General features: G+C 50.2%; 19 protein-coding genes. 14 read left to right on the plus strand and 5 right to left on the minus strand.

Features of this window, described 5'->3' with window-relative positions; genetic code table 11:
* The first annotated feature begins 127 nt into the window (after nt 1–127).
* The 10 genes from gspD to BV405_RS12465 all read left to right on the plus strand — a co-directional run bounded on the left by gspD (nt 128) and on the right by BV405_RS12465 (nt 9,638).
* Nucleotides 128–2,023 (plus strand): type II secretion system secretin GspD, encoded by a 1,896-nt coding sequence (gspD, locus tag BV405_RS12420; RefSeq protein ID WP_086481218.1) that lies wholly within the window; start codon nt 128–130, stop codon nt 2,021–2,023.
* 1 nt (nt 2,024) lies between these two features.
* On the plus strand, nt 2,025–3,632 hold the full coding sequence (gspE, locus tag BV405_RS12425) for a type II secretion system ATPase GspE (RefSeq protein WP_086481219.1): 1,608 nt from the start codon (nt 2,025–2,027) through the stop codon (nt 3,630–3,632).
* An 18-nt stretch (nt 3,633–3,650) separates the two neighbouring features.
* Nucleotides 3,651–4,862, plus strand: a complete 1,212-nt coding sequence (gene gspF, locus BV405_RS12430; RefSeq protein ID WP_086481220.1) for a type II secretion system inner membrane protein GspF — start codon at nt 3,651–3,653, stop codon at nt 4,860–4,862.
* Nucleotides 4,863–4,904: 42 nt separating this feature from the next.
* Nucleotides 4,905–5,393 (plus strand): type II secretion system major pseudopilin GspG, encoded by a 489-nt coding sequence (gene gspG, locus BV405_RS12435; protein WP_342743964.1) that lies wholly within the window; start codon nt 4,905–4,907, stop codon nt 5,391–5,393.
* Nucleotides 5,394–5,399: 6 nt separating this feature from the next.
* Nucleotides 5,400–5,966: a prepilin-type N-terminal cleavage/methylation domain-containing protein gene (locus BV405_RS12440; protein ID WP_086481221.1), complete on the plus strand. Its 567-nt coding sequence runs from the start codon at nt 5,400–5,402 to the stop codon at nt 5,964–5,966.
* Between the two features lie 107 nt (nt 5,967–6,073).
* On the plus strand, nt 6,074–6,652 hold the full coding sequence (gspM, locus tag BV405_RS12445) for a type II secretion system protein GspM (RefSeq protein ID WP_086481222.1): 579 nt from the start codon (nt 6,074–6,076) through the stop codon (nt 6,650–6,652).
* A 9-nt stretch (nt 6,653–6,661) separates the two neighbouring features.
* Nucleotides 6,662–7,078 (plus strand): type II secretion system minor pseudopilin GspI, encoded by a 417-nt coding sequence (gspI, locus tag BV405_RS12450; RefSeq protein WP_086481223.1) that lies wholly within the window; start codon nt 6,662–6,664, stop codon nt 7,076–7,078.
* Between the two features lies 1 nt (nt 7,079).
* The gene (gene gspJ, locus BV405_RS12455; protein ID WP_176330147.1) at nt 7,080–7,784 is read left to right on the plus strand and encodes a type II secretion system minor pseudopilin GspJ; all 705 of its coding nucleotides are present in this window, start codon (nt 7,080–7,082) and stop codon (nt 7,782–7,784) included.
* Nucleotides 7,784–8,827 (plus strand): type II secretion system minor pseudopilin GspK, encoded by a 1,044-nt coding sequence (gene gspK / locus BV405_RS12460; protein WP_086481225.1) that lies wholly within the window; start codon nt 7,784–7,786, stop codon nt 8,825–8,827. Before gspJ ends, gspK begins: the two co-directional genes overlap by 1 nt.
* 70 nt (nt 8,828–8,897) lie before the next feature.
* On the plus strand, nt 8,898–9,638 hold the full coding sequence (locus BV405_RS12465) for a type II secretion system protein GspL (protein ID WP_086481226.1): 741 nt from the start codon (nt 8,898–8,900) through the stop codon (nt 9,636–9,638).
* A gap of 123 nt (nt 9,639–9,761) precedes the next feature.
* On the opposite strand, the gene BV405_RS12470 is transcribed toward BV405_RS12465, so the two are convergent.
* Entirely contained in the window at nt 9,762–10,223 is a 462-nt protein-coding gene (locus BV405_RS12470; protein ID WP_086481227.1) for a hypothetical protein, read from the minus strand.
* 304 nt (nt 10,224–10,527) lie between these two features.
* On the opposite strand from BV405_RS12470, the gene BV405_RS12475 reads away from it, so the two are divergent.
* On the plus strand, nt 10,528–11,988 hold the full coding sequence (locus BV405_RS12475; protein ID WP_176330148.1) for a GGDEF domain-containing protein: 1,461 nt from the start codon (nt 10,528–10,530) through the stop codon (nt 11,986–11,988).
* On the opposite strand, the gene BV405_RS12480 is transcribed toward BV405_RS12475, so the two are convergent.
* On the minus strand, nt 11,985–12,686 hold the full coding sequence (locus BV405_RS12480; RefSeq protein ID WP_095533090.1) for a DUF1643 domain-containing protein: 702 nt from the start codon (nt 12,684–12,686) through the stop codon (nt 11,985–11,987). The two genes, BV405_RS12475 and BV405_RS12480, sit on opposite strands and share 4 nt — an antisense overlap.
* A gap of 178 nt (nt 12,687–12,864) precedes the next feature.
* On the opposite strand from BV405_RS12480, the gene BV405_RS12485 reads away from it, so the two are divergent.
* Nucleotides 12,865–14,202: a diguanylate cyclase gene (locus BV405_RS12485; RefSeq protein WP_217895650.1), complete on the plus strand. Its 1,338-nt coding sequence runs from the start codon at nt 12,865–12,867 to the stop codon at nt 14,200–14,202.
* A gap of 121 nt (nt 14,203–14,323) precedes the next feature.
* Here BV405_RS12485 and BV405_RS12490 read toward each other — a convergent pair whose 3' ends face one another.
* A complete protein-coding gene (locus tag BV405_RS12490) occupies nt 14,324–15,247 on the minus strand; it encodes a DMT family transporter (protein ID WP_086481229.1) in 924 nt (307 codons plus the stop codon).
* Between the two features lie 115 nt (nt 15,248–15,362).
* On the opposite strand from BV405_RS12490, the gene BV405_RS12495 reads away from it, so the two are divergent.
* Nucleotides 15,363–15,842, plus strand: coding sequence for an Lrp/AsnC family transcriptional regulator (locus BV405_RS12495; RefSeq protein WP_086481230.1), 480 nt, complete (start codon nt 15,363–15,365; stop codon nt 15,840–15,842).
* Between the two features lie 198 nt (nt 15,843–16,040).
* On the opposite strand, the gene BV405_RS12500 is transcribed toward BV405_RS12495, so the two are convergent.
* A complete protein-coding gene (locus BV405_RS12500; protein ID WP_086481231.1) occupies nt 16,041–18,749 on the minus strand; it encodes an ATP-dependent RNA helicase in 2,709 nt (902 codons plus the stop codon).
* Nucleotides 18,750–18,900: 151 nt separating this feature from the next.
* Nucleotides 18,901–19,632, minus strand: coding sequence for a hypothetical protein (locus BV405_RS12505; RefSeq protein ID WP_086481232.1), 732 nt, complete (start codon nt 19,630–19,632; stop codon nt 18,901–18,903).
* A gap of 288 nt (nt 19,633–19,920) precedes the next feature.
* Here BV405_RS12505 and BV405_RS12510 point away from each other — a divergent pair.
* Nucleotides 19,921–22,835, plus strand: a 2,915-nt coding sequence (locus tag BV405_RS12510; protein ID WP_086481233.1) for an LEPR-XLL domain-containing protein, incomplete at its 3' end; no start/stop codon positions are given.

Here is a 22,835-nt window from a genome sequence, read left to right on the forward strand (position 1 = left end):
ATGATGTGCTTTGCGCTTACTTTTAAATAGTTTACTGTGGCTTTCGCGTCCCGGTTTTATGTTGTTTAGTGGTTACCAGTTAACGCCTTCGGGTTTTCATCAGAGCTAAAGCAGAAACGGAGTTTCGGTGATTAAAAAAATAATACTAACCAGCCTATTGTTGCTGTCGCTGCCGGTTTTTGCTGGGCAGTGGAAGGTCAATATAAAAGACGCTGAAATTGATGCCTTTATCAGCCAGATTGCTGATATCACCGGTAAAAGTTTTATTGTTGATCCCCGTGTCAAAGGCCGGGTAACGGTTATTTCTAAAGCTTCTATGGATGATGAGGCTGTCTATCAGTTATTTCTATCTGTTCTGAATGTTCATGGCTTTGTGGCGGTTGAAACTGCAGATGGTGCAATCAAGGTTATTCCTAATGCCACCAGTAAACAGGAAGGTACCCGTTCAGGCTTGCGCAAAGGCGATAGCTTTATTACTGAGGTCATTCAGCTCAAGTCAGCAACCGTTGCCGAAGTCGTTCCTGTATTAAGACCCCTTGTTCCCCAGTACGGCCATCTTGCCGGTGTGCAGTCTTCAAATGCACTCATTCTGTCCGACCATGCCGCTAATATTGAGCGTCTGAAAGGTATTATCGAGAGTATCGACGGTGGCAAGGACGAACAGATTGAAGTTATCAGTCTGCGTCATGCCTGGGTTGGTGATCTGGCAAAATTACTGGAAGAACTGGTTCCTCAGTCGGGGCGGTCTGCAAAAGGCCAGGCGGGACGCTTTACTATTGTTGCAGATGAACGCTCAAACCGACTGATTCTCAAAGGCAGTGACCCGGATCGTAAGCGTATCAAGTCACTGATTTCTAAGCTGGATCAACCATTTGAAAGCAAAGGTGTCACTCAGGTTATTCAGCTTAACTATGCTGAAGCAGCCAAAGTTGCTGAACTTCTGAGCAAGGTGATTAACGATTCTTCCTCATCATCTGAGAAAGCCCCGCCAACAGTCACCAAAGCACAGTTTCAGGCCGATGAGTCCCTGAATGCTTTAGTCATCCGGGCTGAACCAGCTGTGATGTCTGAGGTGAAAAGTCTGGTTTCCCAGCTGGATATCCGCCGTGCTCAGGTATTGATTGAAGCGGTTATTGTTGAAGTCAGTGGCAGTAATGGCGAGCAACTGGGCATTCAATGGCTGGTGGGTGATTTTGAGAATGGGCCAGTTGGCGGAACCAGTTTTGGTAATGCCGGTGTTTCTACAGGCTCTTTAGTTTCTGATGTTGCAACCACTGGCGGTGCAGGTTCAATTGGAAAGGTTAATGGTGCTTTTCTGGGCGGGGCTGGCTCTGTCGGAGGACAGGATATTGGAGTCTTAGTTCAGGCCTTAGCAACAACAGCTAACGCAAACCTGCTCTCCACGCCGAGTGTAATGACGCTGGATAACGAAGAGGCTGAGTTTGTTGTTGGTCAGAATGTGCCTTTCCTGACAGGAACGACAACAAGCTCCACGACGACAAATCCATTCACGACCATCAGTCGTGAAGATGTCGGTGTCACTCTTAAAGTAAAACCACAGATCAATGACGATGATAGCGTGCGCCTCGAGGTTCAGCAGGAAGTGTCATCGTTGGTGCCATCTGATAACCCTTTGGCGACCGGATCTGCGGATCGTATTACCAATAAACGCTCTATCGATACCACAATTCTTGTTTCTGACGGAGAGACCATCGTTCTGGGCGGCTTAATCCAGGATGATGTGCAGGAATCCGTCAGTAAAGTGCCTTTGTTAGGCGATATCCCTCTGATCGGCGCTCTTTTTCGTAGTACTCAGGTCACCAAAACCAAGCGTAATCTGCTGGTGTTTCTGCGACCAAAAATTATTCGTGATAGTAACCGCCTTAAGGCTGTCGCAGATGCCAAGTATCAGGGTATCTATCGTGTAGAAGCCCGTGATGGTGACTTGAGTGATAAAAAGTCAGAGGAATCAGGGCAGCCAAAAGGCAGCGTCGAGCAGCTCTTTGAAGGCGGTAGAGACTGATATGCGAGCTGATTTTTCAGAAAGCATTGAATCGCACGAGTCGGTTGATCTGCCTGCTGAGGTTTCAGAGCAGCCTCAATTGCCTTTCGTAAGTGACTCAAAGTTCTTGGCATCGCTGCCTTTTACCTTTGCCAAAAAACAGGGAGTTTTGGTCAGCTCTTCTGTTGATGATCCCGACGGTGTCACAAAGATCTGTTATGTCCGAGAGCCGATGAATGCATCAGCGCTCGGCGAAGCGATGCGAATTTGTGGCCCTCTGAGTGAGGTGGTACTCCTTCCTGCCGCAGAATTCGAGCAGCAACTTACCCGCCATTATCAGTCTGACTCTTCTGAAACCCTGCAGATGGTGCAGGGTATTGGTGATCAGATGGATCTGGCCAGTCTTGCAGATTCTGTTTCAGAGACAGAAGACCTGCTGGATCAACAGGATGATGCGCCCATTATCCGTCTGATCAATGGCTTGCTGCAGGAAGCGATTCGAGAAGGTGTTTCTGATATCCATATCGAAACCTTTGAAAAGCGCCTTGTCGTTCGTTTTCGTGTCGATGGTGTTTTACGCCCGGTTGTGGAGCCTAAACGGGCTCTGGCACCGCTTCTGACCTCTCGTATTAAGGTGATGGCAAAGCTGGATATCGCCGAAAAACGTGTGCCACAGGATGGTCGTATCTCCTTGCGTCTGGGCGGCCGTGAAGTGGATGTTCGTGTATCAACACTTCCGTCCAGTAACGGCGAACGGGTTGTGCTGCGTATTCTGGATAAAAATGCCGGTCGTATGGATCTGGCTCAGCTGGGTATGTCTGAACAGATTCATAGTGGTCTCCGTCAACTGTTGGCTAAGCCCCACGGAATCTTTCTGGTAACCGGTCCCACCGGCTCCGGTAAAACTACCACGCTTTATGCATCGTTAACGGCGTTGAACGATGCCAGCCGTAACATCATGACGGTTGAAGACCCTATCGAATACAACCTTGAAGGTGTCGGCCAGACTCAGGTGAATCCTAAGGTTGATATGACCTTTGCCCGAGGGTTGCGCGCTATGCTGCGTCAGGACCCGGATGTGGTGATGGTCGGTGAGATCCGTGATATCGAAACCGCGGAAATCGCAGTACAGGCGAGTTTAACCGGTCACCTTGTACTTTCGACCTTGCACACCAATACCGCTGCTGGTGCTGTGACCCGTTTGCAGGACATGGGGGTTGAACCCTTTCTGTTGGCTTCAAGTCTGCTGGGTGTGTTGGCACAGCGACTGGTGCGGGTGCTTTGTACTGATTGTCGGACGCCTTACCAGCCCGATGATGCCGAGCGGGCTCTGATGGGATTAAGTGATAACGCTGACGTTACCCTTTACCATGCCGCAGGCTGTGAGCACTGTAATCAGCAGGGGTATCGTGGCCGAACCGGTATCTACGAACTTCTGACCGTTAATGAAGATGTGCGCCGATTGATCCATCAGCAGGCAGGTGAGCAGGAGATCGATCAATATCTGAGACAGTCTTCACAAGCTGATAGCAGTGATGCTTACCAGACCATACGTCAGGATGGCTTGCGTCTGGTGCTGGCTGGTATCACCACGGTCGAAGAAGTTTTGCGTGTGACCCGAGATGATTAAGGTTGATGGTGATTCATAATGGCAGCCTTTAACTATCAGGCTTTGACCGCATCCGGCGCGAAGAAAAAAGGCGTGATGGAAGGGGAGAGCCCTCGCCATATTCGTCAGCTGTTAAGAGATCAGGGCCTGATCGCGGTTTCTGTTGATCAGGTAGCAGAGTCAAAAAGTAAGCAGAGTCGTTTCCTCTCCGGTCCTGGCATGTCCGTTAAAGAGCTGGCGCTCTGTACCCGCCAGATGGCAACCCTTGTTCAGGCGGCAATGCCATTGGAAGAGGTTTTGCAGGCCGTTGCCGCTCAGTCGGAACGTCCCAAAGTGAAAAGCCTGTTGTTAGGGGTTCGATCCCGCGTTCTGGAAGGTCATACCCTTGCTGATGGCATGGCTGACTTCCCCAATGCCTTTCCGGAAATGTACCGATCAACAGTGGCAGCCGGTGAACATGCCGGTCATCTGGATCTGGTACTGAATGAGCTGGCAGATTACACCGAACAGCGAGAGCAGGCTCGTCAGAAGATTCAGTTGGCACTGCTCTATCCGGGGCTTCTGACGGTGGCTTCGATAGCGATTGTCAGTTTCCTTCTGGCGGTAGTCGTGCCTGATGTGGTCAAGGTTTTCACCCGAACCGGAAACGATCTCCCGCCGCTGACAGCAGGACTTATTGCGGTAAGCGACTTTCTCAATCAGTTTGGCCTGCATCTTTTACTGCTGCTTTGTCTAGGTTTTTTGGCCTTCTCATCAGCTTACCGAAAGCCCGGTTTCAGGTTGGCGGTGGATCGTTGGCTGACCGATTTTCGCCTGACCCGAAAGATCAGCCGGGGCATTAACGCTTCCCGTTTTGCCGGAACCTTAAGTATTCTCTCCCGCAGTGGCGTTCCTCTCGTTGAGGGGCTTAGTATTGCAGCGGCAGTGATGCCAAACCACTTTATGCGTCAGCAGGTGAGCGAGATTGCCGGTAAAGTGAAAGAGGGCACATCTTTGTTTAAGGCCCTTGAGCAGAGCGGTCGTTTTCCGCCAATGATGCTGTATATGATCGCCAGTGGTGAACGCAGTGGCGAACTGGAAAATATGTTGGACCGGGCGGCTAAGCAGCAGCAACAGACTTTGGAAGCTCTGGTTGCTACCGTTGTGGGCTTATTTGAGCCGGTCGTTCTGATCGCCATGGGTGGTGTGGTACTGACCATCGTATTGGCGATCCTGTTACCGATTTTGAATATGAATCAGCTGATTGGTTGAATTCAGTTCAGTGCGTTATGTGAAATATTTAAAGGAATCTTTATGAAAGATCAGGAAATTCAGATGCAGTCCCGAACCGAATCACAGGTTGTTTCTACTGATAAGAAGGCAGTGGCCAAAAAACAACAGGGTTTCACCCTGATTGAGATTATGGTTGTTGTGGTCATTCTGGGTATTTTGGGTGCCTTGGTTGCGCCATCTATTCTGGGTCGTCCGGATGAGGCCCGTGTCACCGTTGCCAAGAATGATATCCGTTCCATCAGCAATGCGCTGGATATGTACAAGCTGGATAACTTTCGCTATCCGACCAATGAAGAAGGCCTGAAGGCTCTGGTTGAAAAGCCTGCGTCGGCTAAAAACTGGAATCCTGATGGTTACCTGCCGCAAATGCCGGAAGACCCTTGGGGCAATGCTTATATCTACCAGCGTCCGGGTCAGAAGAGTCGTCATTTCGATCTTTACTCTTTGGGTGCTGACGGTCAGGAAGGCGGCGAAGGCACTGACGCCGATATTGGTAACTGGGACAAATAAACGGCTGTGAAACCCGTTAACCGGCAGCAGGGCTTTACCCTGATTGAGATCCTTGTGGTGGTGGTAATTATCGGCATTTTGCTGACCGCTGCCATCGCTTTGCGCGGGGATCATTCCGGTCAACGGGCGTTGATTGCTGAAGGCGAACGTCTGCGTAGTGTTTTTATCAGCGCTCAGCAGCAGGCGGTGCGCACAGGTTTGCCCTTAAGGCTAAAAGTAAAAGCGGGCAGTTACGGTTTTGAAGTCTTTAAACCGGAATATGGCGATGAACCTCCTGCACTGGCTGAAGGGGCAGTACCTGCAACTGGCATGACCCTGACCACGTTGAAGCGCCAGCCGGAAGGCAGTTGGACGGAAGCCGAATTCCGCTCACTGAGCCTCTATAAGCCTGAGCGGGAGATGCGCTTTACGCTGAAGGTAGCCGACAAGGCGCAATCAGAATTGATGATAGAAGCTTCAGGTCTGACTCAGGCTTTTAGCCTGAGCTTTTATTTTCCTGAGATGCCGGACCGAGTGTTGGTTTTCTCCGGCGATGGCGCAGGGCAACCGGATTACCAGTTACAGTCACAGTAGAGTTGAGCCGCTTACTTTTTTCGAGCATCTTTTTTTATTTTTGGCAGTTAGAACATACGACTGGCAGTTAGAACAAACGGCTGGCAGTTAGAAAAAATGGATAATTTATGGCGTTTAATCGGGATTTTTCAGCAAACATCGGCCGCAAATTCAGTCAGGGAATCAGTGGGTTTCTCTCGGCTGTTGCTGCCCGTTTGCCTGATGGGCTGAAGTCCGGCTGGAATAATCTGCCGGTTCGTGACCGAAATGCCTTAAAGCTGTTGTCGGGTGTACTTTTCCTGGTGCTGCTGTATCTCACGATCTGGCAGCCAGTGATGCAGAGGGTTGAGGAACGCAGAAACTGGCAGACGAAACAGAGTGAACGTCTTGAACGCGCTCAACTGGCAGCTTATAACCGGTTAAACCAGTTTGGCATGATCGATCTTCTGCCGATGGATCTCTGGCTTAAACAGGAGCTACCGGCGCATCGCCTCAGTCTGATTCAGCATAAAGCAACTGGCTCTGGTGCTCAGTCAAAACAGACGGGTCAGCTTCAGATCCGCTATAGCGATAGCCGAAAAGCCCATGAGTTTATGCTCGCTATGAGTCGCTTTGCCAAACTCAGTCAGATCGATGTTGATCAGAGTCGCCGTACCATCAGCTTTAGCTACCTACCTGAGCCCGATTACGTGGATTTGACCCAGTAATCCTCGCTTATGATGAGTCATCATTCCCGACGCCAAATTATACTTTCTCATCAGAAGGGATTTACCCTGCTGGAAGTTATGATCGCTCTGGCGATTCTTGCGGTTACCTCTGCTGGACTCTTAACCGCCAGCAGTGGTTTTGTGCGTCAGAGTGCTCAACTGGAGCAACGGGTTGTCGCTAACTGGGCGGCACAGAATTGGATGAATGAGTTGCGTCTTGCCGGTACGCCTCCAAGAATTGGTGAAAGTCGTGCCGAAGCTGAATTAGCAGGTCGCCGATTTCTGCTTAAGGCTCAGACCAGTGCCACAGAATCGCCTTTGCTGGTTCGGGTAGAGTTGCAGGTTTTCAGTAATGAAGAGGGTGAGGGCTCAGCATCTGACTTTGCTTTGGCCCAACTCACCAGCTTTATGCGAACGGAGCTTTAATATGCTCGCTGCTTCGAAGCCTAAAGCGCTTCATTATCCGCGCCGCGTGAAAGCAAAATCCCAGTCCGGTTTCACGCTTTTAGAGCTTCTGATCGCGGTAGCGATCTTTGCGCTGATCGGCCTTGCCGGCTACCGGATGCTGAACAGTGTGATCCGCACTTACGAGCACACCCGAGATCGCTCCGATAGCTTCAGCCAGTTGCAAAAAGCTGTGTCTGTGATTGAGCAGGATCTGAAACAACTCACCCGACGTTCCATCAGAGATGAGTTGGGCGACCCGCTACCGGCTTTCTCCGTTAATTATCGCGGTGGTTTGCCATTGGAGTTTACCCGCTCTGGGAGCTGGTCGATGGTTGCGGGGGAGGAGAGTTCATCAGCGTCAGATTCTGACTCTGAATCCGCTATCGTAAATACCGGTGTAAAGCAGCGTATTGGCTACCGGCTGAAGGATGATGAGCTACAGCGTCTGGTCTGGTCTGTACTCGACAGGGCTCAGGACAGTGAGCCGCAGGTGCAGGTCTTGCTGGAGGATGTTTCCGGTTTCTCTGTACGCCTGATGGGCGATGGCCAGTGGCAGGAGTTTTGGCCGGTAGAAAGCCAGCAGGGACAGATCGATTTCCGAAGTCTGCCTGATGGTATCGATGTGCGCTTCAGCCATAAAACCCATGGTCAGATTCAACGTATCTTTGCCCGGGAGGGGATCTGATGTTGAACGCTCAGGCCGTCTCGCTGAACCGCAAGAGTTTAGGTCAACCGGGGAATACTAAAGAATCCGGTGTTGCCCTGATCAGTGTACTGCTGATTTTTGCCATCGCCGCTATTTTGGCCACTCGTATGATGAGTCAGGGTAGTATTCAGGCGGAGCGCGCCGGTGACTATCAGCAGCAACAGCAGCTTGAAGCTTATGTACGGGGCGGAGAAAGTTACGCCATCGCGCTGCTTAAGGAAGACTGGCAACAGGATCAGTCTGCTGGTGATCAGGCTTATGATCATCCCTCCGAGCCATGGGGGCAGTTAGATAAGTTTGCTCTGGATGCCAGCGATGCTGCCTCAGAAGCAGATAATCTGCGTATCCGGATTCTGCCTCTGGATGGTTATTTCAACATTAATAACCTGCTGAAAGGTGAGAGCGAGCATACCGATGCCCGTCACCTCTCTGGTCTGCGCCGCATGCTTGCTGCTAATCAGATTTCTGAAGTGCTGGCGGATCAGGCTTTGGACTGGATCGACAGTAACAATATTCCCACTGGGCTGACCGGGGCGGAAGATAACGATTATCTGCTGATAAAGCCTGCCTACCGTACTGCTGACCAGTACCTGTTGGATACCGATGAATTGATGCTGCTCACAGCTGCTTTGCCACAGGATCGTTACCGTATGGGGGAGCTGATGGTTGCCTTGCCAGACCATACCCCCCTGAACCTGAATACTGCCAACCCCGAAGCGCTGGCTGCGGTGTTAGCGATGAGTGTCGATCAGGCAAAGCAGATGCTGGCGGGAATTGAATACACTCCGGTTACCTCGGTTAATGAATTTCTCTCGGCCCGTTCCATGGATATTGCTCTGGCGGAACTCTTCAGCATCCGCAGCCAGTATTTTATGATCACCTCTCAGGTGGACTGGCTGGAGCAGCGTCTGGCGCTGACGACTTTACTGCACCGTAATCTTGAAACTGGTGAGATCGATATTTTGCAGCGTCGGTTTCAGCCGGTGTCCCAGCAGCGTTTTTCCCGGGAGTCGAAGGAATGAATTTCGTCTTAACCTATCTGACAGTTCAGAAAGTAATAATGTCTGGCCGTAAACCTCTAAGGAGCCTGTCATGAGTCTTAATTTTGCGGTGATCTACCGACCTTATGATGACCCGGAACAGCCTCTGATCTGGTTTCCACTGGAAGCTTCCCTTGCGGATCAGGGATTTCGGAATGCGTTGCAGGGTGGGTTTGATAGTTTTCAACAGCATCTGGCTCAGAAAGCTGGTACAGCAGGTGATCTGCCGATTAATCTTTATCTGTTTCTTGCGGATGAGCTGGTGAGCTTTCATCAGGTCGACGTACCGGAAGGAGTAAAGCGCAATCTTAATAAACTCCTGCCTGTATTGATGGAAGAGCAGCTGGCACAGGATATCGAACAGGTGGCGGTACATTATGTCGAGCAAGCTGTCGGTGATGAAGATGCTGTAGTAAGCAACGCCGCTGCCTGGGATCGTGACAGTTTCCAAAGCCTGATTCAGCAGTTGAAAAATCCCGCCGAGGCCGGGAGGGCTGGAAATATCCGAATCAAAGCCTGCTTACCGGTTTCTGCTTGTGAGGGCTTGAGTGACCTTTCTGCAGCAGAGCCGCGCCCTGAGTTCTGGCAGCAGATTCCCAGAGTACCTGTAGCCGATCAGCTTCAGCTATCAGTCAGCGAAGCCCCTGATCAGCTGGCGCTGCGTCTTGAAGGTCATCGTTGGAATCTGGTGACGCCGGAACAGAATGAGATCAGCCCGCTATTTGGTGTTTTTGCCGTGGGGCTTTTGGCGGCGGGGCTGTATCTGCTGAACCAATGGCTATCGGTGTTCTGAGCAATTTATCGCTCTGCCAATCCCAATCCCAATCCCAATCTCAATCCTCATCCCAATAAAAAACAAGCCCCGTCAGGCAACTGAACGGGGCTTGTTCGATTAGGACTATCGGTAAAAGGCTGTTTAAAGCAGTGAAGCAATAGCCTGCTGAGGAGCTGTGTTCGCCTGTGCCATTACCGTTGTCGTTGGCTGTTCGCTCATCTGCTTACCGGTGCTGGCAGCAAGGTCTGCGGCAAATTCAGCATCCTGAATTTTGCTCTGAGCCGGAATCTCTTTTTGCGCATTCTTCAGTGCGTTTTGCGCTTCTGCAGAGATATCAACTACCGCTGAAGGCGCTTTTTCAGGGCCTGTCGGAATAATGTCGTTCAGGCTTTGAAGTTTGGACGGCCCTTCAACACGGCTGGTGGATGACAGCCCAAGGTCGTTGGGAGTTCCGGTGCGCTGATTGGTATCTGCAACGACAGAGGATTCCCTGTTGGGGCGTGTCTGAACTTCAGAGGCACGAAATTCGTTTTGTTTGTTGGAATCCAGGTTTCGAGGGGTAAAAACCGCAGTAATGGTGGTGTTGGATGTCACGATCGGCATAACGCTACCCTGATTCTGTTCCGAAGATAGATGTATTTTATTAGTGCTTTATTCCGTGATCAAGGTTGTTGTAACTCAATGTTGTCTTTTGTAAGTTTTGGGCGGCATTAAAAGTAAAGCTTACAATTTCCCCGATTCTTACAATTCATACTTGTCTGGTACAAAAAGCAGATCTTTCTATACTGAGGTTAAAGAGTATTCTGTCGGTCGCTTATTAGCAGGCATAACATAGCCTCAGGTAAGTGACCGATAATGATCAGGAAATATGCCCGCAAAGGATTTGCACAACAAGATTGGAGTGTGTGTGGATCACTTGCGGCGTCAATTCAGTTCAGAAGCATTCAACCCTCCGGCGCTGACACCAAGTCTGGTGCAGCTGCTGATCTTTATTCTGATTCCAATCTTTGCTTTGTCCTTGTTGGGGATTTTTTCCCGTCCGGTGGGTTCACTGGCATCGGTCTGGCCGGCGAATGCTTTACTGCTGGGGATAATGGCGCGCCAACCAGGTTTTACCCGACCAGCGGGCTGGCTTGCCGCCTTCTCAGGATATCTTCTGGCGGATTGGATAACCGGTTCTAGTTGGGATAAAAACCTGCTGCTAAACCTTGGTAATCTTTTAGGTGTAGCAGGTGGTCTGGCTCTGGTTCGGTTGCTGCCCGGCGGCTTGTTTCCCATCACCCAGAAACTTGGAATTTTGCGTCTGATCGGCGTTGCCCTTATCGCATCACTCTCGGCATCTATCGCGGGGATTTTTGTTTATCCCTACTTCTGGAATGGTACACCGCTTGAAGGGGCAATCTTCTGGAGTGTCTCAGAATTCGTCAACTATATCGCTTTTCTGCCGTTGGTGCTGACAGCTCCTGGCTCAATGCAGGAGTTTCGAAGCTCCTATCGTAATCGCCGTCAGGCTGATCATTCTATGCTCTATGATCTGCTGCCCTTTATTGCTTTCGTGCTGCTTTGTATTCTGGTTTCAGTTGTGGATGGCCCCGGGTCTCTGGCAATTCCTATTGTGGCGCTGCTCTGGTGTGGCCTGACGTACAGTTTGTTTACCACAGCTGTTCTGACGCTGATCTACTGCTTCTGGACACTCTTGTTTGTGGCACAGGGTTATATCTCTGCCTATGCCCATCTGGTGTCGTGGGATAATCTGATGTCCCTTCGTCTCAGTGTCTCCATGATTGCACTGGCACCGCTGATGAATGCCATTATGGCTCATAAGCGCCTACAGCAGATCGACAAGCTCACCTATCTGGCATCCCACGATGGTCTCACCGGAGCCTTAAACCGGGGTGGGTTTTACAAAGCAATCAGTGATCAGGTACGCCGGAAGAAGCCTCACAGTTTTGCTTTTATGATGATAGATCTGGATCACTTTAAGCAGATCAACGATACCCGTGGCCATGCTGCAGGAGACAAGGTACTGGCAACTTTCGTGAGCAGGGTGCAGGAGAAGCTGCCATCAAACGCGATATTAGGGCGTTTAGGGGGGGAGGAGTTTGCCGTTTTACTCTGGAATCTTCCGGTAAGTGACTATCATCGCTGTGCAGAGGCGATCAGGTATTCTCTTGAGGAAGAGATCAAACTTGATCTGAACTCTGACGCCAGTGTCAAAGCGTCGGTCAGTATCGGCATGATCCATGGTTCACTTGATGAGGAGTCCAATTGCGACTTCGAACTGATCACTGGAGAAGCGGACCGTGCCCTCTATCAGGCTAAAGAGCAGGGACGAAACTGTGTAGTAGAGGTTTCCTGCTCTTTCTAATAACAGTCTGCTTGCAGAAGAGTAACCATCTCCTGCAGCCAGCTCATTTTCTGATCTTTTCGGTAGGGGCTGGCAAAGCGGTACCAGGGATATTCCAGTGCCAGTCCGACCGGTTTGCGCCGTTTAACCAATTTCAGAAATGCTTCTGCATCAGCCTGCTGAACCGGATTACTGCCCCAGGCAAGGATCAACTGATCTGCTTTTAACAACCGTTTCAGTTCCTTTTCCCGGCTTGGGTGAAGCAGGCTATGGGGGATAGCTTCAGCTTGGCTATCGTCATTCAGCTCACGATATAGACGGGCGAAAGAATCACTATTGGCATCACAAAGATCAGACAGGTTGATCAGGCGAAGTCGTGCCCAGCCCATCTGACGCATTAAGCGCATCAGCTGATACTGAGTATTATCCGGCTTAAGGGTCTTCAGATGGGTGTCGCGCAGCGACAGCTGAGCAGCATTTGTTATCAGAGGAAGACTGGTTTCTTCAACGGAGTCAGCAAAGCGAATACTGCCGGGATTCATCAGTACGGCAACGGCATCCGGCTGAGTGTTATGACCTGTTGCACCTTTCAGGCTGATTTCCACCCGCCGGCGGCAGATAAGGGAATTTTCTTCATCCTGAGTCAGGCGGTAAAACTCACCTTTAATCTCAAAATCATTTTTCAGACTGTCGGCATATTCAAATTCTATTTTGGCCATAAAAACTGTCGGCTGGCGCTACTTTCCGGATGTTGATTGGCAGTACAATAAAGCTATAAAAAGAGCGTTAAAACGCTGAAAGGGCATGGATTGTAACCCTTATCGGAGATCTTTGCGTTATCCGACCGGAAACACTCCTGCCCACCATCCAGCGACCCTGTAAGAGAAGGACAGCCTGTTGAACAACCTGAAAATCAGAGATATTGCCCAGAAAAACGTCATTAAGATTGCGGATACGTGCTCAATTCAGAGTGCAATCGATCTGATGTATCAGGAAAACCACCGGAATATCATTGTTACCTCAGACAACGAGTACCACCGATTTGGCCTTTTGACCGCCAACGACCTGATCCGGCTGCGTTTAGCAAAAATCGATTTTAGCCTGCCGATCAACACCATTAAATATGATCGCCTGTTTGCGGTGAGCGAAGAGGCACTGCTGTCGGATATTCTCGATGAGGTCAGTCACGATATCGAATGTCTCTGTGTTACCGATGAAAACGACAGTCTGAGCGGTGTGGTTTTTTACACTGAAATTATCTCCAGCGTTGATCCTCAGCTGCTGCTGGAGAAGCGCTCCATCGGTGAGATTATCCATAGTCAGCACTTAAAGTGTGCTCAGGCGACTGATGCTGCTATCGATGTGATCGGACTGATGGATCACATGCTGAATGATTGCGTGATGATTTTTGATGTGGCGGAGCCCGTCGGCATTATCACCACCAAAGAGGTGGTTCGACTGTTTGGTGAGGGCAAAGATCTTCAGCTGCCGGTTTCCAGTTATATGAGTTCGCCTATCGAAACAATTGCCTACGATGCCTCCATCAAAGAAGCGCTGGATTTTATTCAGGCCCGTCAGTTTAAGCGTCTGATTGTGGAAGATCATGAAGGCATGATCGTGGGGCAGATTACTCAGGGTGAACTTATCTCCCGTATCTATACCCGTTGGTCGGAGCTGGTGCGCCACAACGATGCCCGTCTGAAAGAGATGAATCGTGCCCTTAAGGTTCGCGCCACCAAGTTTGAAGAGCTGTCCGTGGTGGATCATCTGACCGGTGTTTATAACAGGGTCAAGTTTGAGCTGGAACTGCAGAAAGAGATCGACCGGGTGCGTCGCTACAAGTCTCAGTCGTTTTCCATCATCTTTTTCGATGTTGATCACTTCAAAAAGGTGAACGATACCTACGGCCACGCTGCCGGTGATCTGGTGCTGCAGAAGATCAGTCACTGTATCAGCAAGCAGATGCGTATTACCGATATTTTCGCCCGCTGGGGCGGGGAAGAGTTTGTTGCTATTCTGCCTTCGACTGCGCTTGAAGATTCAATCACCGTCGCGGATAAGCTGAGATCCAGTATCAGTGAACTGGTGTTAAATGAGGTTGGTCATGCCACCTGTAGCTTTGGAGTCGCGGAGTATCGTCCTGAAGATACCTTCCACTCCATTATCCTGCGAGCGGACAAAGCTATGTATCAGGCGAAGGCCAATGGTCGCAACCGGGTCGAAATCGCCGAATAGGTTGAAATAACCGATCTGAAACGGCCTCTGTCACTCATGGTGAAGTGACAGAGGCCGTTTTGTTTTGCTTGGTTTATTTTTCAGAACTCAAGCAACAGGAAACGAACAGCAGAAATTGAACTTAGCTGGCAGCTCCTAATACCTGTGCTTTAAAACGCAGTTTCCAGTCAAATTTCACCGCACAGACCGCGAGCAGAATCAGCACCACACCCACTCCCTGAGCCAGCGTTATTGCATGATCGAAAGCGGCATAATCCACAAACAGCGCGACCACAGGATAGATGAAAGAGAGAATCGCAATCAGCGAGGTACTCAGGCGCTGGAAGGCATCGTACATAATCACATACATAAAGCCGGTATTGATCAGACCCAGAAAGGCCAGATAACCCCAGGCAGGTAGTTCTGTCGGCAGATCACCAAACTCCACAAAAGGCAGCAGGAATGCACCGCCTAACAGCACCTGTACAAAGGCGATCACCCCGGAAGGAATATCGCTGACTTTCTTGGTCAGCAGAGTCGTGATGGTGTACAACAAGGCCGAGCCCAGTGCCAATAGCAGGCCTGTCATGACAGATTCTGTGGCGGACTGGCCGTCAAACAGCGCCGTCAGCTGAGTTGAATCCAGACCCACCACCAGCCATAAGCCACCTAAAGCTACCGCCAGCCAAAACAGAATATGCAGCCCCGGCAGCTGACGAGCCAGCAGAGCACCGGCAATCACCAGCATAATAGGCTGCAGATGATAAGCGATGGTCGCGATAGAGAAGGGGATATGATCGAAGGAGGCAAACAGCAGCACCCAGTTACCCACTAAGGTGATACCGCCTGCGATAATCAATCCCAGCACTTTCAGATCGAACTGTTCCCGACGGAACTGACCGTTTAAAGCGATATAGCCCCCCAGAAATAGCGCGCCGATCAGGCAGCGAAAAAACACCACATTCCAGAACGACTGACCTGACTCGATCACAAAAAAACCTATGGTGCCGGAGAGCACCATTGCGGTGACCATCTCCAGCGTGCCTTTTTTATCAGATTGCATCATTTCTTAAATCCTTTGCTAACCGTTTTGATTAGACATAGATTAATAGTCACTGAGCCAGACTCTAATGGCAAAAATAAGGCTGTGAAAGCTTCGGGCTTTAAAAAAGAGAGAGAAAATGCGGAAAATCCTTAAAAACGAAAATTGGTCTCCGGATGCCATCGACAGCCGCCTGCTGGCGCTGCTGGATGACAATGCCCGCATCTCCGTCGCAGAGATGGCGCGAGCGGTGAATATGTCCTCGCCCAGCATTAACGAACGTCTGAAACGGATGGAAGAGCTGGGCGTGATCAACAAATACACCCTGGAACTTGATCCGGAAAGTCTTGGCTACCCGCTAACGGCGCTGGTACGTATGCGCCAGTACCCCGGCAAACTCAAACAGCTTGAAGCCCTGATCGCGGATATCCCCGAGATTATCGAATGTGACAAAGTTACTGGCGAGGACTGCTTCTATGCCCGTATCTGCTTCCAGAGCATGCCGCAGTTGGATGATATTCTCGATCAGGTCTCCGCGCTGGCAGATACCAATACCTCTATCGTCAAATCCACACCGGTGAAACGCCGCAACGTGCCTTATGGGTTTAAGCGGGATTGAGTTGTAGTGGCTCGACACTCCCGCGCGGAGCATAGGAGCGAGTCGTGCGATTGTACCCGGCTTAATACACCACACAGCAACTGGTTCCCACGCTCTGCGTGGTAACCCACCGTTTTTAACTCAATCTGAAGTATTGCAAGCACGATGCCTTGGAATGCATTCCCACGCGGAGCATGGGAACGAGCCTTTACTGTTGCTTCAATGCCCCAACGCTCGTTTGGTCTTATGAGTTGCTTCTGCAGTTAACGGGTCTTCCGGCCAGGGATGTTTCGGGTAGCGACCTCGCATCTCCTTACGTACTTCCGGATAAACTTCCCGCCAGAAGGTGGCGAGGTTGGACGTTACTGCTAACGGCCGCCCCGCAGGGGAGAGCAGATGAATACTGACGGGAACTCCTGCGATAGCCGGGACATTTTCCGTGCCGAACATCTCCTGCAGTTTGGTGCTGACGGTGGGCGGATTCTGGCTGTAATCGATCTTCACTGTGCGCCCAGAGGCTACTTTAAGTGCCGCCGGTGCCAAACTGTCCAGAGCCTGCTGTTGCGGCCAGCTAAGCAGGCTTTTCAGCATCTCGCTGACCGGCAACTGTTGCCACTGACGCTGATTGTTTACGCCGCTCAGAAACGGCACCAGCCATTCTTCCACTGAAGCGAGCAAACCCTGATCAGACAGATCCGGCCACTGCTCCTCGTCATTCTGATTCGTACCATTCAGGCGCAAAAACTCTATGCGTTGGCGCAGGGCGATATCATTTTCCTGCCAGGGCAGGGCATCAACCCCTTGTTGTTGAACCCGCAGAATACCCGCCTGATTCAGTGCGTCCTGATCCGGTTTCTCACCCTGTTTTTCATCCAACACCAGCTGCCCAAGTCGGGTTTGTACGCTGTTAATCAGGCGGTCAGCCTGCCAGTGACAGAAAGGCTTTTGCTCAATCTGATCTGCTAAGTGAGTAGTCACTGTTTTTTTATCCAGTACCAGCCATAGGGTCAGGGTTTCCCGACTGTCCTGGCTGAAAGAGCGGGCGTGCAGGGCGATCACAAATTCCGGCTGCTGATGGCTTTTCAGCTGCGCCTGTCGGCCATTACTCAGTTTGTAGATACCTGCATCGCCGGAAGGGGTATTAGCAGAGCTCTGCTTTAAACCCACCTTGTCAGGATAAGTATGACACAACCCTTCAATCATCAGGTCGATAAAGGCGGCATTCTGCAGCTGAGTTATCAGGCTGGTGGCAGGCTTGTGGGCTGCACTTAACAGCGATAGTAAGTCTTTACTGTTTTTATATACAGTGTCTATGTTTGGATTCGGATTTGCGGCATCGCTTTGATCGTTTTGAATCAGTTGCTGGCTCTCTTTCAGCAGACGAAGCGCACCCTGTTCGATGCGTTTACACAGGGCTTTATGGCCGGTATCGCGGGACTGAATCAGTTGCTCGCAGGCGGCCAGCAGCTCATTTTCCGGCAGGTGCGCGCCTTCCTGTAACAAACTGAAGATAAAGGCACAGGCGGCCAGCTGATCAGCATTCAGTTGTTGTGCTGCGTGATCCGCCGCTTTTAACAGGCTGAGCCAGCCCCGTCCCAGATGGGCAGAAAGCACCAGTTGTCGGGAGGCCTGGCCCCATTCTGTCAGCTGCAGACTGCTGCTGCCCTGAGCTTTATCGACCAGCTTCAGCTGCTGCAGACGGGCGAGGGCGCTTTGCCAGCGCGCTTTCGGTGGCGGTGTCACCCAATCGAACTCCTGGGGATCATCTGAGCCCCACTGAATCAGCTGCAGCGCCAGTTCCGACAGATCCTGCCGGTTGATCTCAGGTTCCGGCTGGGCAGAGAGTGCACCCTGCTGATCTTCGCTCCAGCAGCGGAACACCGTACCCGCCTGAGTACGACCGGCACGACCGGCGCGCTGTTTTGCCTCGGCACGGGTGACGGATCGGGTATGCAGGCGCACCACACCGGCTTCTTTATCAAAACGCGCCTCACGGGCAAGGCCGGAATCCACCACTAAGGTGATGCCATCAATGGTCAGACTGGTTTCCGCAATGGCGGTAGCGAGAATGCAGCGACGCAGGCCGTTTTGCGCCGGTGCCAGCGCCGCCTGCTGTTCCGCAAGTTTCTGCTGACCGTGCAGCTGGCGCAGGTCGATATTGGTTTGCTGACAGCGGGCAGAAAGGGCTTCCGCTACTCTGTTAATTTCACCAACACCGGGCAGAAAACAGAGGATGTCGCCGTCTTGTGTATCGATAACCTCTAAACAGGTGTCTATGGTTGCCTGCACCCGCTCGGAGACCGGCACACTGGTACGGTTGTAATGGTGTTCCAGCGGGTAGGTGCGACCTTCGCAGAAGAGGATCGGCACCTGCAGCGTTGCTTCTAGCGCCTCCTGAGCCAGGGTTGCCGACATCACCAGCAGCCCCGCCGGATCATCATCACGATAGAGCAGATTCATCTGACGGCACAGCGCCAGAATCAGATCGCTGTCCACGGTACGCTCGTGAAACTCATCCAGAATCACAAGGCTCACACCCTCCAGCGTCGGATCGTTCTGCAACATGCGCAGCAGCACACCGGAAGTCACCAGTTCCAGACGGGTATTGCGGCTCACCTTATGATCGCCCTTCACCCGATAACCGATGCTGTCACCCACGGATTCCCCGATCAGTCCCGCCATATAGGAGGCCGCCGCCTGCGCTGCCACCCGACGGGGCGCGGTCATAATGATCTTTCCGTTTTGGAATGCAGGGTGCTGCATCAGCGCGATGGGCAAACGTGTGGTCTTACCGGCACCCGGCTCCGCCGACAGCAACGCCAGCTCCTGAGATTGCAGCTGAGATACCAGCTCCGGCACCTGCGCCAGAATCGGCAGATCGTTAGGGTTGGTCGAGGAGCTGTTAGCGGATGAAGCAGGGGATGTCATGGGTAAAGCACCGGTAGCAAAGCGTGAAAAACAGGGTGCTAAGGATAACGGGAAATATGTGTTTGGGGGAATCGCCTTTAATAACAGAAATTTAAGTTGTTAAAGGCGAAGTGTTTTGTTGTGATTACGTTTTTAATTAGTAATTAGTGAACTATCTTAATTGAGATATCGAAAGAACAATTTGAGAATACCTGTGCTCGCCCCCTTTCTTATTAATTGTTCTTATATCAAAGGATGTATTTGTATCAGATAGATGACTTGAAAATTTATCTGCTACAGAGTACGCGCGAATTGCTGATAGTTCAGCATTGGTCACAGTTCCGCCAGACTGGATATTGATTGACTCTTTACCTCTGGCTGTTTTATTAGCTGCTATTGAAATATCACCTAGTTCACCTTTATATGGAACACCTCCTGGTCTTGTGGCGACACCATTTGATGAGCCGATAATCAGGGTGTTGATTTGGTATTTGGTTCCATATTTATTTTCATGGTCTTGTATCTGGTTTTTCAAATCAGCCAGATTGTCTTTTATCCAGTTTTCTAGCTCAAATCTGGTTTTGTCATCAGGGATCATATATTGCCCTGGCTTGAAGAAGAATTGAGGAGAGACTCTATCCTCAATTACTAAAGGCAGGTTTTCTATATTAGTTTTTTTAGGGTTGTTCAGAGTAATGTTATTTTCAGGTGATTGTTGTAGTTCAGAGTATCGGCTTCTCATCTGCTGATACTCTGTTTCGAAAGGCACTGAAGGTTTTTGGGTGGCAGGCTCAGCCGTCACAGTGAGGCTTTCAGGAACTATGTCTTGAGGAGAGGTGTTGGAGCAGCCCTGTAAGCCTGTAGCTGTAAGTATGAGTAAAAGATAAAGTTTTGTTTGTTGCATTCGGGTTAGCTCCAGAGAAATGTAGTACGAAAAAAGCAAATAGTTCCGTGTTTGTTTTTGTCAGAATTGTATTGCTGACATTGGGTTACATTGGTTTGAGTATGTATCCCGCATTAATAGGGCTATCGCTTTGATTCTGTATTAGTTTGTATACGTCATTTTCAGAAAATTAACTTTGGAAAGCAACTGTAACAGATGGTAAACGATAGGTCGTTTTTGATATATTTACCAAATATGTATATTGCCACTGCTCTGTCCACCCTGAGCTGCTTCTGAAAGGATTGCTACATGTTTTTCAAGCGTCGTAAATTGTCTGAACTAATCCGTAACGCATTCAAAGTTGAGTCTTTGGAGCCGAGGATTCTGCTTTCTGCAGATCCTGTTTTTGCAGGTGTGCAGGTGGCTTCTGCAAACCTCTTGGATGATAAGGATAATTTGAATGCCTTTCATGAGCGCTACACTCTGGATGACTTTCAACAGCTAAATCAGCTCAATCAGCAGGTTTCGGCGTATGACAGGCCTGAGGCTGACTCAGACTTCGTGGTGGATGATGTAGCTTTTGATATGGCCAATATCGCATCAAGCGATTACCAGGTTGGTGGAGACCTGATTATCAGAGCGGGTGAAATTCTGGGTGGCAGTGGCAATGTACAGCTCAATCTGATTAATGAGGGAACGCTCAGTCCGGGATATTCTCCTGGTTTAGTTACATATGACAGTTTTAGCACTATAGATGAGGCAGAGGTCCTTATTGAGTTGGAGGGGACTGAAGCTGGAACTGAGTATGATCAAATAAATGTTATTAATAATGTTGAATTTGGCGGTGCTCTAAAAATTAATCTTTTGAATGGTTATGTGCCGAGTGAAGGTGATGTCTTTACTATTATGACCTTTGGATCTTCATCGGGTGCATTTGATTCTATTAGTGGTTTAGCAATTGAAGGTACTGACCTTTATTTTGATTTAGAGCAAAACGCGGGCGAACTAAAACTTATCACTCGATCAATTGATGAGAGTTTTAATTTTATCGGAGATGTTTTTGGCTCTGAACAGAGGGATCAATTCGGACAGTTTCTTAACGTAGATTATTTTGGTTCGACTGTAGGATATAGCTTCACTGGTGATCTAAGTTTCTCAGGTATAAATCTGACGGGTGATGTTCAGGTAACCTATGATCTGAATTATTCATTGACTGATGCTGGCGGTGTTCTGACCGATTACTCAGTTTGGAATCTGTACGTTGATAATGCCAGTGCAACAGTTGATGTGCCGGGCAATTTATCACTTTCTCTGAATGATTTTGATCTGGCTCTGAGCTATATCACGACAGATAAATCCGATGATGACCACGCATGGTTGTTTGCAAAAGGGGCGGCTGCAGGAGCATCCAGCGGGCTATCTGATTCTTTCAATTTTTCCGCAACAGATATCAGCTTTGATTTTGCCAAGACCCTCGGTACTAATAATGATCAAACACTGAATCTGAGTCTCAACCCTATCAGCAATGGTGATTTTCACTTCTCTGATGGTGTTAGTGGGGATCGTTTTCAAATTTCGGGCAAAGGTGAGCTTGATCTTAGCGGGCAAGCTTTAACTGCGGATGTAGATCTTGTTGTTGATGGGGCTGCAGATTCTGTTCGCTTTGAGGTTGAAAATGGCGCGCTGGATCTGAACGTCGGTGCCGACGGCACAGGTCTGTCTCTGTCTATGAACGACATCGCGGGCGGCTTCCTGCTGGATGAGTTTGGTGTTGCGGGCGTACTCCGTGCAGGTGACCTAGCCCTGACTCAGCTCGATGGTTCTGCATTGCCGGGTCTGGCCATTAATAAAGTTAACTCTGTTAACGTTGGCTTTAATACCCGAGGTCAGGCAGTGACAGAGACACTGGGTTCTCTGTATTTCGATTATTCTGAAGACCGTTACCATGACTTCTTTGCTGTAAACGCGGATCTTGATCTTGGCCTGTCTGTTGAGGCTCTGGCTTACAACCTATCCGGTCAGTTTGGCTTTACTAAAACACAGATGGAGCTGGTTGAGGGTGAGGCGGCTCAGGATGTGCTGCTGATGTCTGTCCTGAATGGCGAAACATCACTGGCTGTGGGTGGCGATGTGTCCGCTGAAGGTGAGAAGTCCGGTGGCGCCATGGTGACCTTCTCCGGTCTGCAAGGTGCGGGTTTAATCGCTAATATTGCAGGTGAGTATGGCGCAGCAGGCTTGATGACGGTGGGATCTGTTGCTTTGACAGAGACCGATGGCGTAACACCGTTAGTGGCTGATCTGAGTCTGTTACCAGTTAATCTGCCGTTCAATTTTAACCTGTTTGATCTTGACCCAAATCTTAATCTGTCCCTGAATCTTCCGACGATTGATCTTTCTCTGGCGGCGTTCCCTTATGTGGATATGAGTTTGCCGGGTATGCCAAGCCTGAATCTGCCAGACCTGGATATCAGCAGTCTGCTGCCTAATGTGGATCTGCCGAATCTATCCCTTCCGGAGCTGGGTTTTGCATTGCCGGAACTGGGGCTGCCAGAGATGAATATCAGCTTCCCGGATGTGGATCTGGGCTGGCCTTACTTGTCGTTGGCTGAGCTGAATCTGGCTTATCCTGACCTGAATCTTGACTGGCCAAGTCTGAGTTTCCCGCAGCTGATGTTTGCGCTGCCGCGTCTTAACCTGCCTGGCCTGAAATTTGACTTCAATATTGAAGGACTTAGCCCGGATTGGCCGACGATGGGCTGGGATGAGCTTAACCTTCATCTGGCAACGCTGGATCTGCCTTGGCCTGATGTTGCCTGGTCAGACTTCAATCTGGATGCGATTAAGCTGGCTCTACCGGATCTGGATCTACCGGATCTGGACTTTGATTGGGCGGATATGAAGCTTCCGGATCTGCTGTTGAGCATTAAAATGCTGCAGTTACCGGGTATGGATATCTCCTTCCCGGAGATCAGTCTTTCCTGGCCGGATTTCAATACCGCATTCCCAGCCTGGCCGGAAGTAGGCTTCCCGGAGTGGACGCTGCCAGAGTTCATTTTTGCTCTGGATCAGCTCAATCTACCGGGTCTGAATATTGACTTCCCGGGACTGGATCTGCCTTGGCCAACGTTGAACTTGCCAGAGCTGAGTGCCGCTTTCCCGGATCTGAACATTGATTGGCCGAACCTGACGCTGCCAGAGCTGATGTTCGCCCTGCCACGCCTGAA

Source organism: Oceanospirillum sanctuarii, assembly GCF_002150805.1.
Taxonomy (GTDB): domain Bacteria; phylum Pseudomonadota; class Gammaproteobacteria; order Pseudomonadales; family Halomonadaceae; genus Oceanospirillum; species Oceanospirillum sanctuarii.

Excerpts from the sequence above, each read along its gene's own strand:
- gspE (WP_086481219.1), top strand. The coding sequence starts at position 2,025 with ATGCGAGCTGATTTTTCAGAAAGCATTGAATCGCACGAGTCGGTTGAT.
- BV405_RS12505 (WP_086481232.1), bottom strand. The coding sequence starts at position 19,632 with ATGCAACAAACAAAACTTTATCTTTTACTCATACTTACAGCTACAGGC.
- gspI (WP_086481223.1), top strand. The coding sequence starts at position 6,662 with ATGATGAGTCATCATTCCCGACGCCAAATTATACTTTCTCATCAGAAG.
- gspG (WP_342743964.1), top strand. The coding sequence starts at position 4,905 with ATGAAAGATCAGGAAATTCAGATGCAGTCCCGAACCGAATCACAGGTT.
- BV405_RS12465 (WP_086481226.1), top strand. The coding sequence starts at position 8,898 with ATGAGTCTTAATTTTGCGGTGATCTACCGACCTTATGATGACCCGGAA.
- gspJ (WP_176330147.1), top strand. The coding sequence starts at position 7,080 with ATGCTCGCTGCTTCGAAGCCTAAAGCGCTTCATTATCCGCGCCGCGTG.
- gspF (WP_086481220.1), top strand. The coding sequence starts at position 3,651 with ATGGCAGCCTTTAACTATCAGGCTTTGACCGCATCCGGCGCGAAGAAA.
- gspM (WP_086481222.1), top strand. The coding sequence starts at position 6,074 with ATGGCGTTTAATCGGGATTTTTCAGCAAACATCGGCCGCAAATTCAGT.
- gspK (WP_086481225.1), top strand. The coding sequence starts at position 7,784 with ATGTTGAACGCTCAGGCCGTCTCGCTGAACCGCAAGAGTTTAGGTCAA.
- BV405_RS12480 (WP_095533090.1), bottom strand. The coding sequence starts at position 12,686 with ATGGCCAAAATAGAATTTGAATATGCCGACAGTCTGAAAAATGATTTT.
- BV405_RS12500 (WP_086481231.1), bottom strand. The coding sequence starts at position 18,749 with ATGACATCCCCTGCTTCATCCGCTAACAGCTCCTCGACCAACCCTAAC.
- BV405_RS12490 (WP_086481229.1), bottom strand. The coding sequence starts at position 15,247 with ATGATGCAATCTGATAAAAAAGGCACGCTGGAGATGGTCACCGCAATG.
- BV405_RS12470 (WP_086481227.1), bottom strand. The coding sequence starts at position 10,223 with ATGCCGATCGTGACATCCAACACCACCATTACTGCGGTTTTTACCCCT.
- BV405_RS12495 (WP_086481230.1), top strand. The coding sequence starts at position 15,363 with ATGCGGAAAATCCTTAAAAACGAAAATTGGTCTCCGGATGCCATCGAC.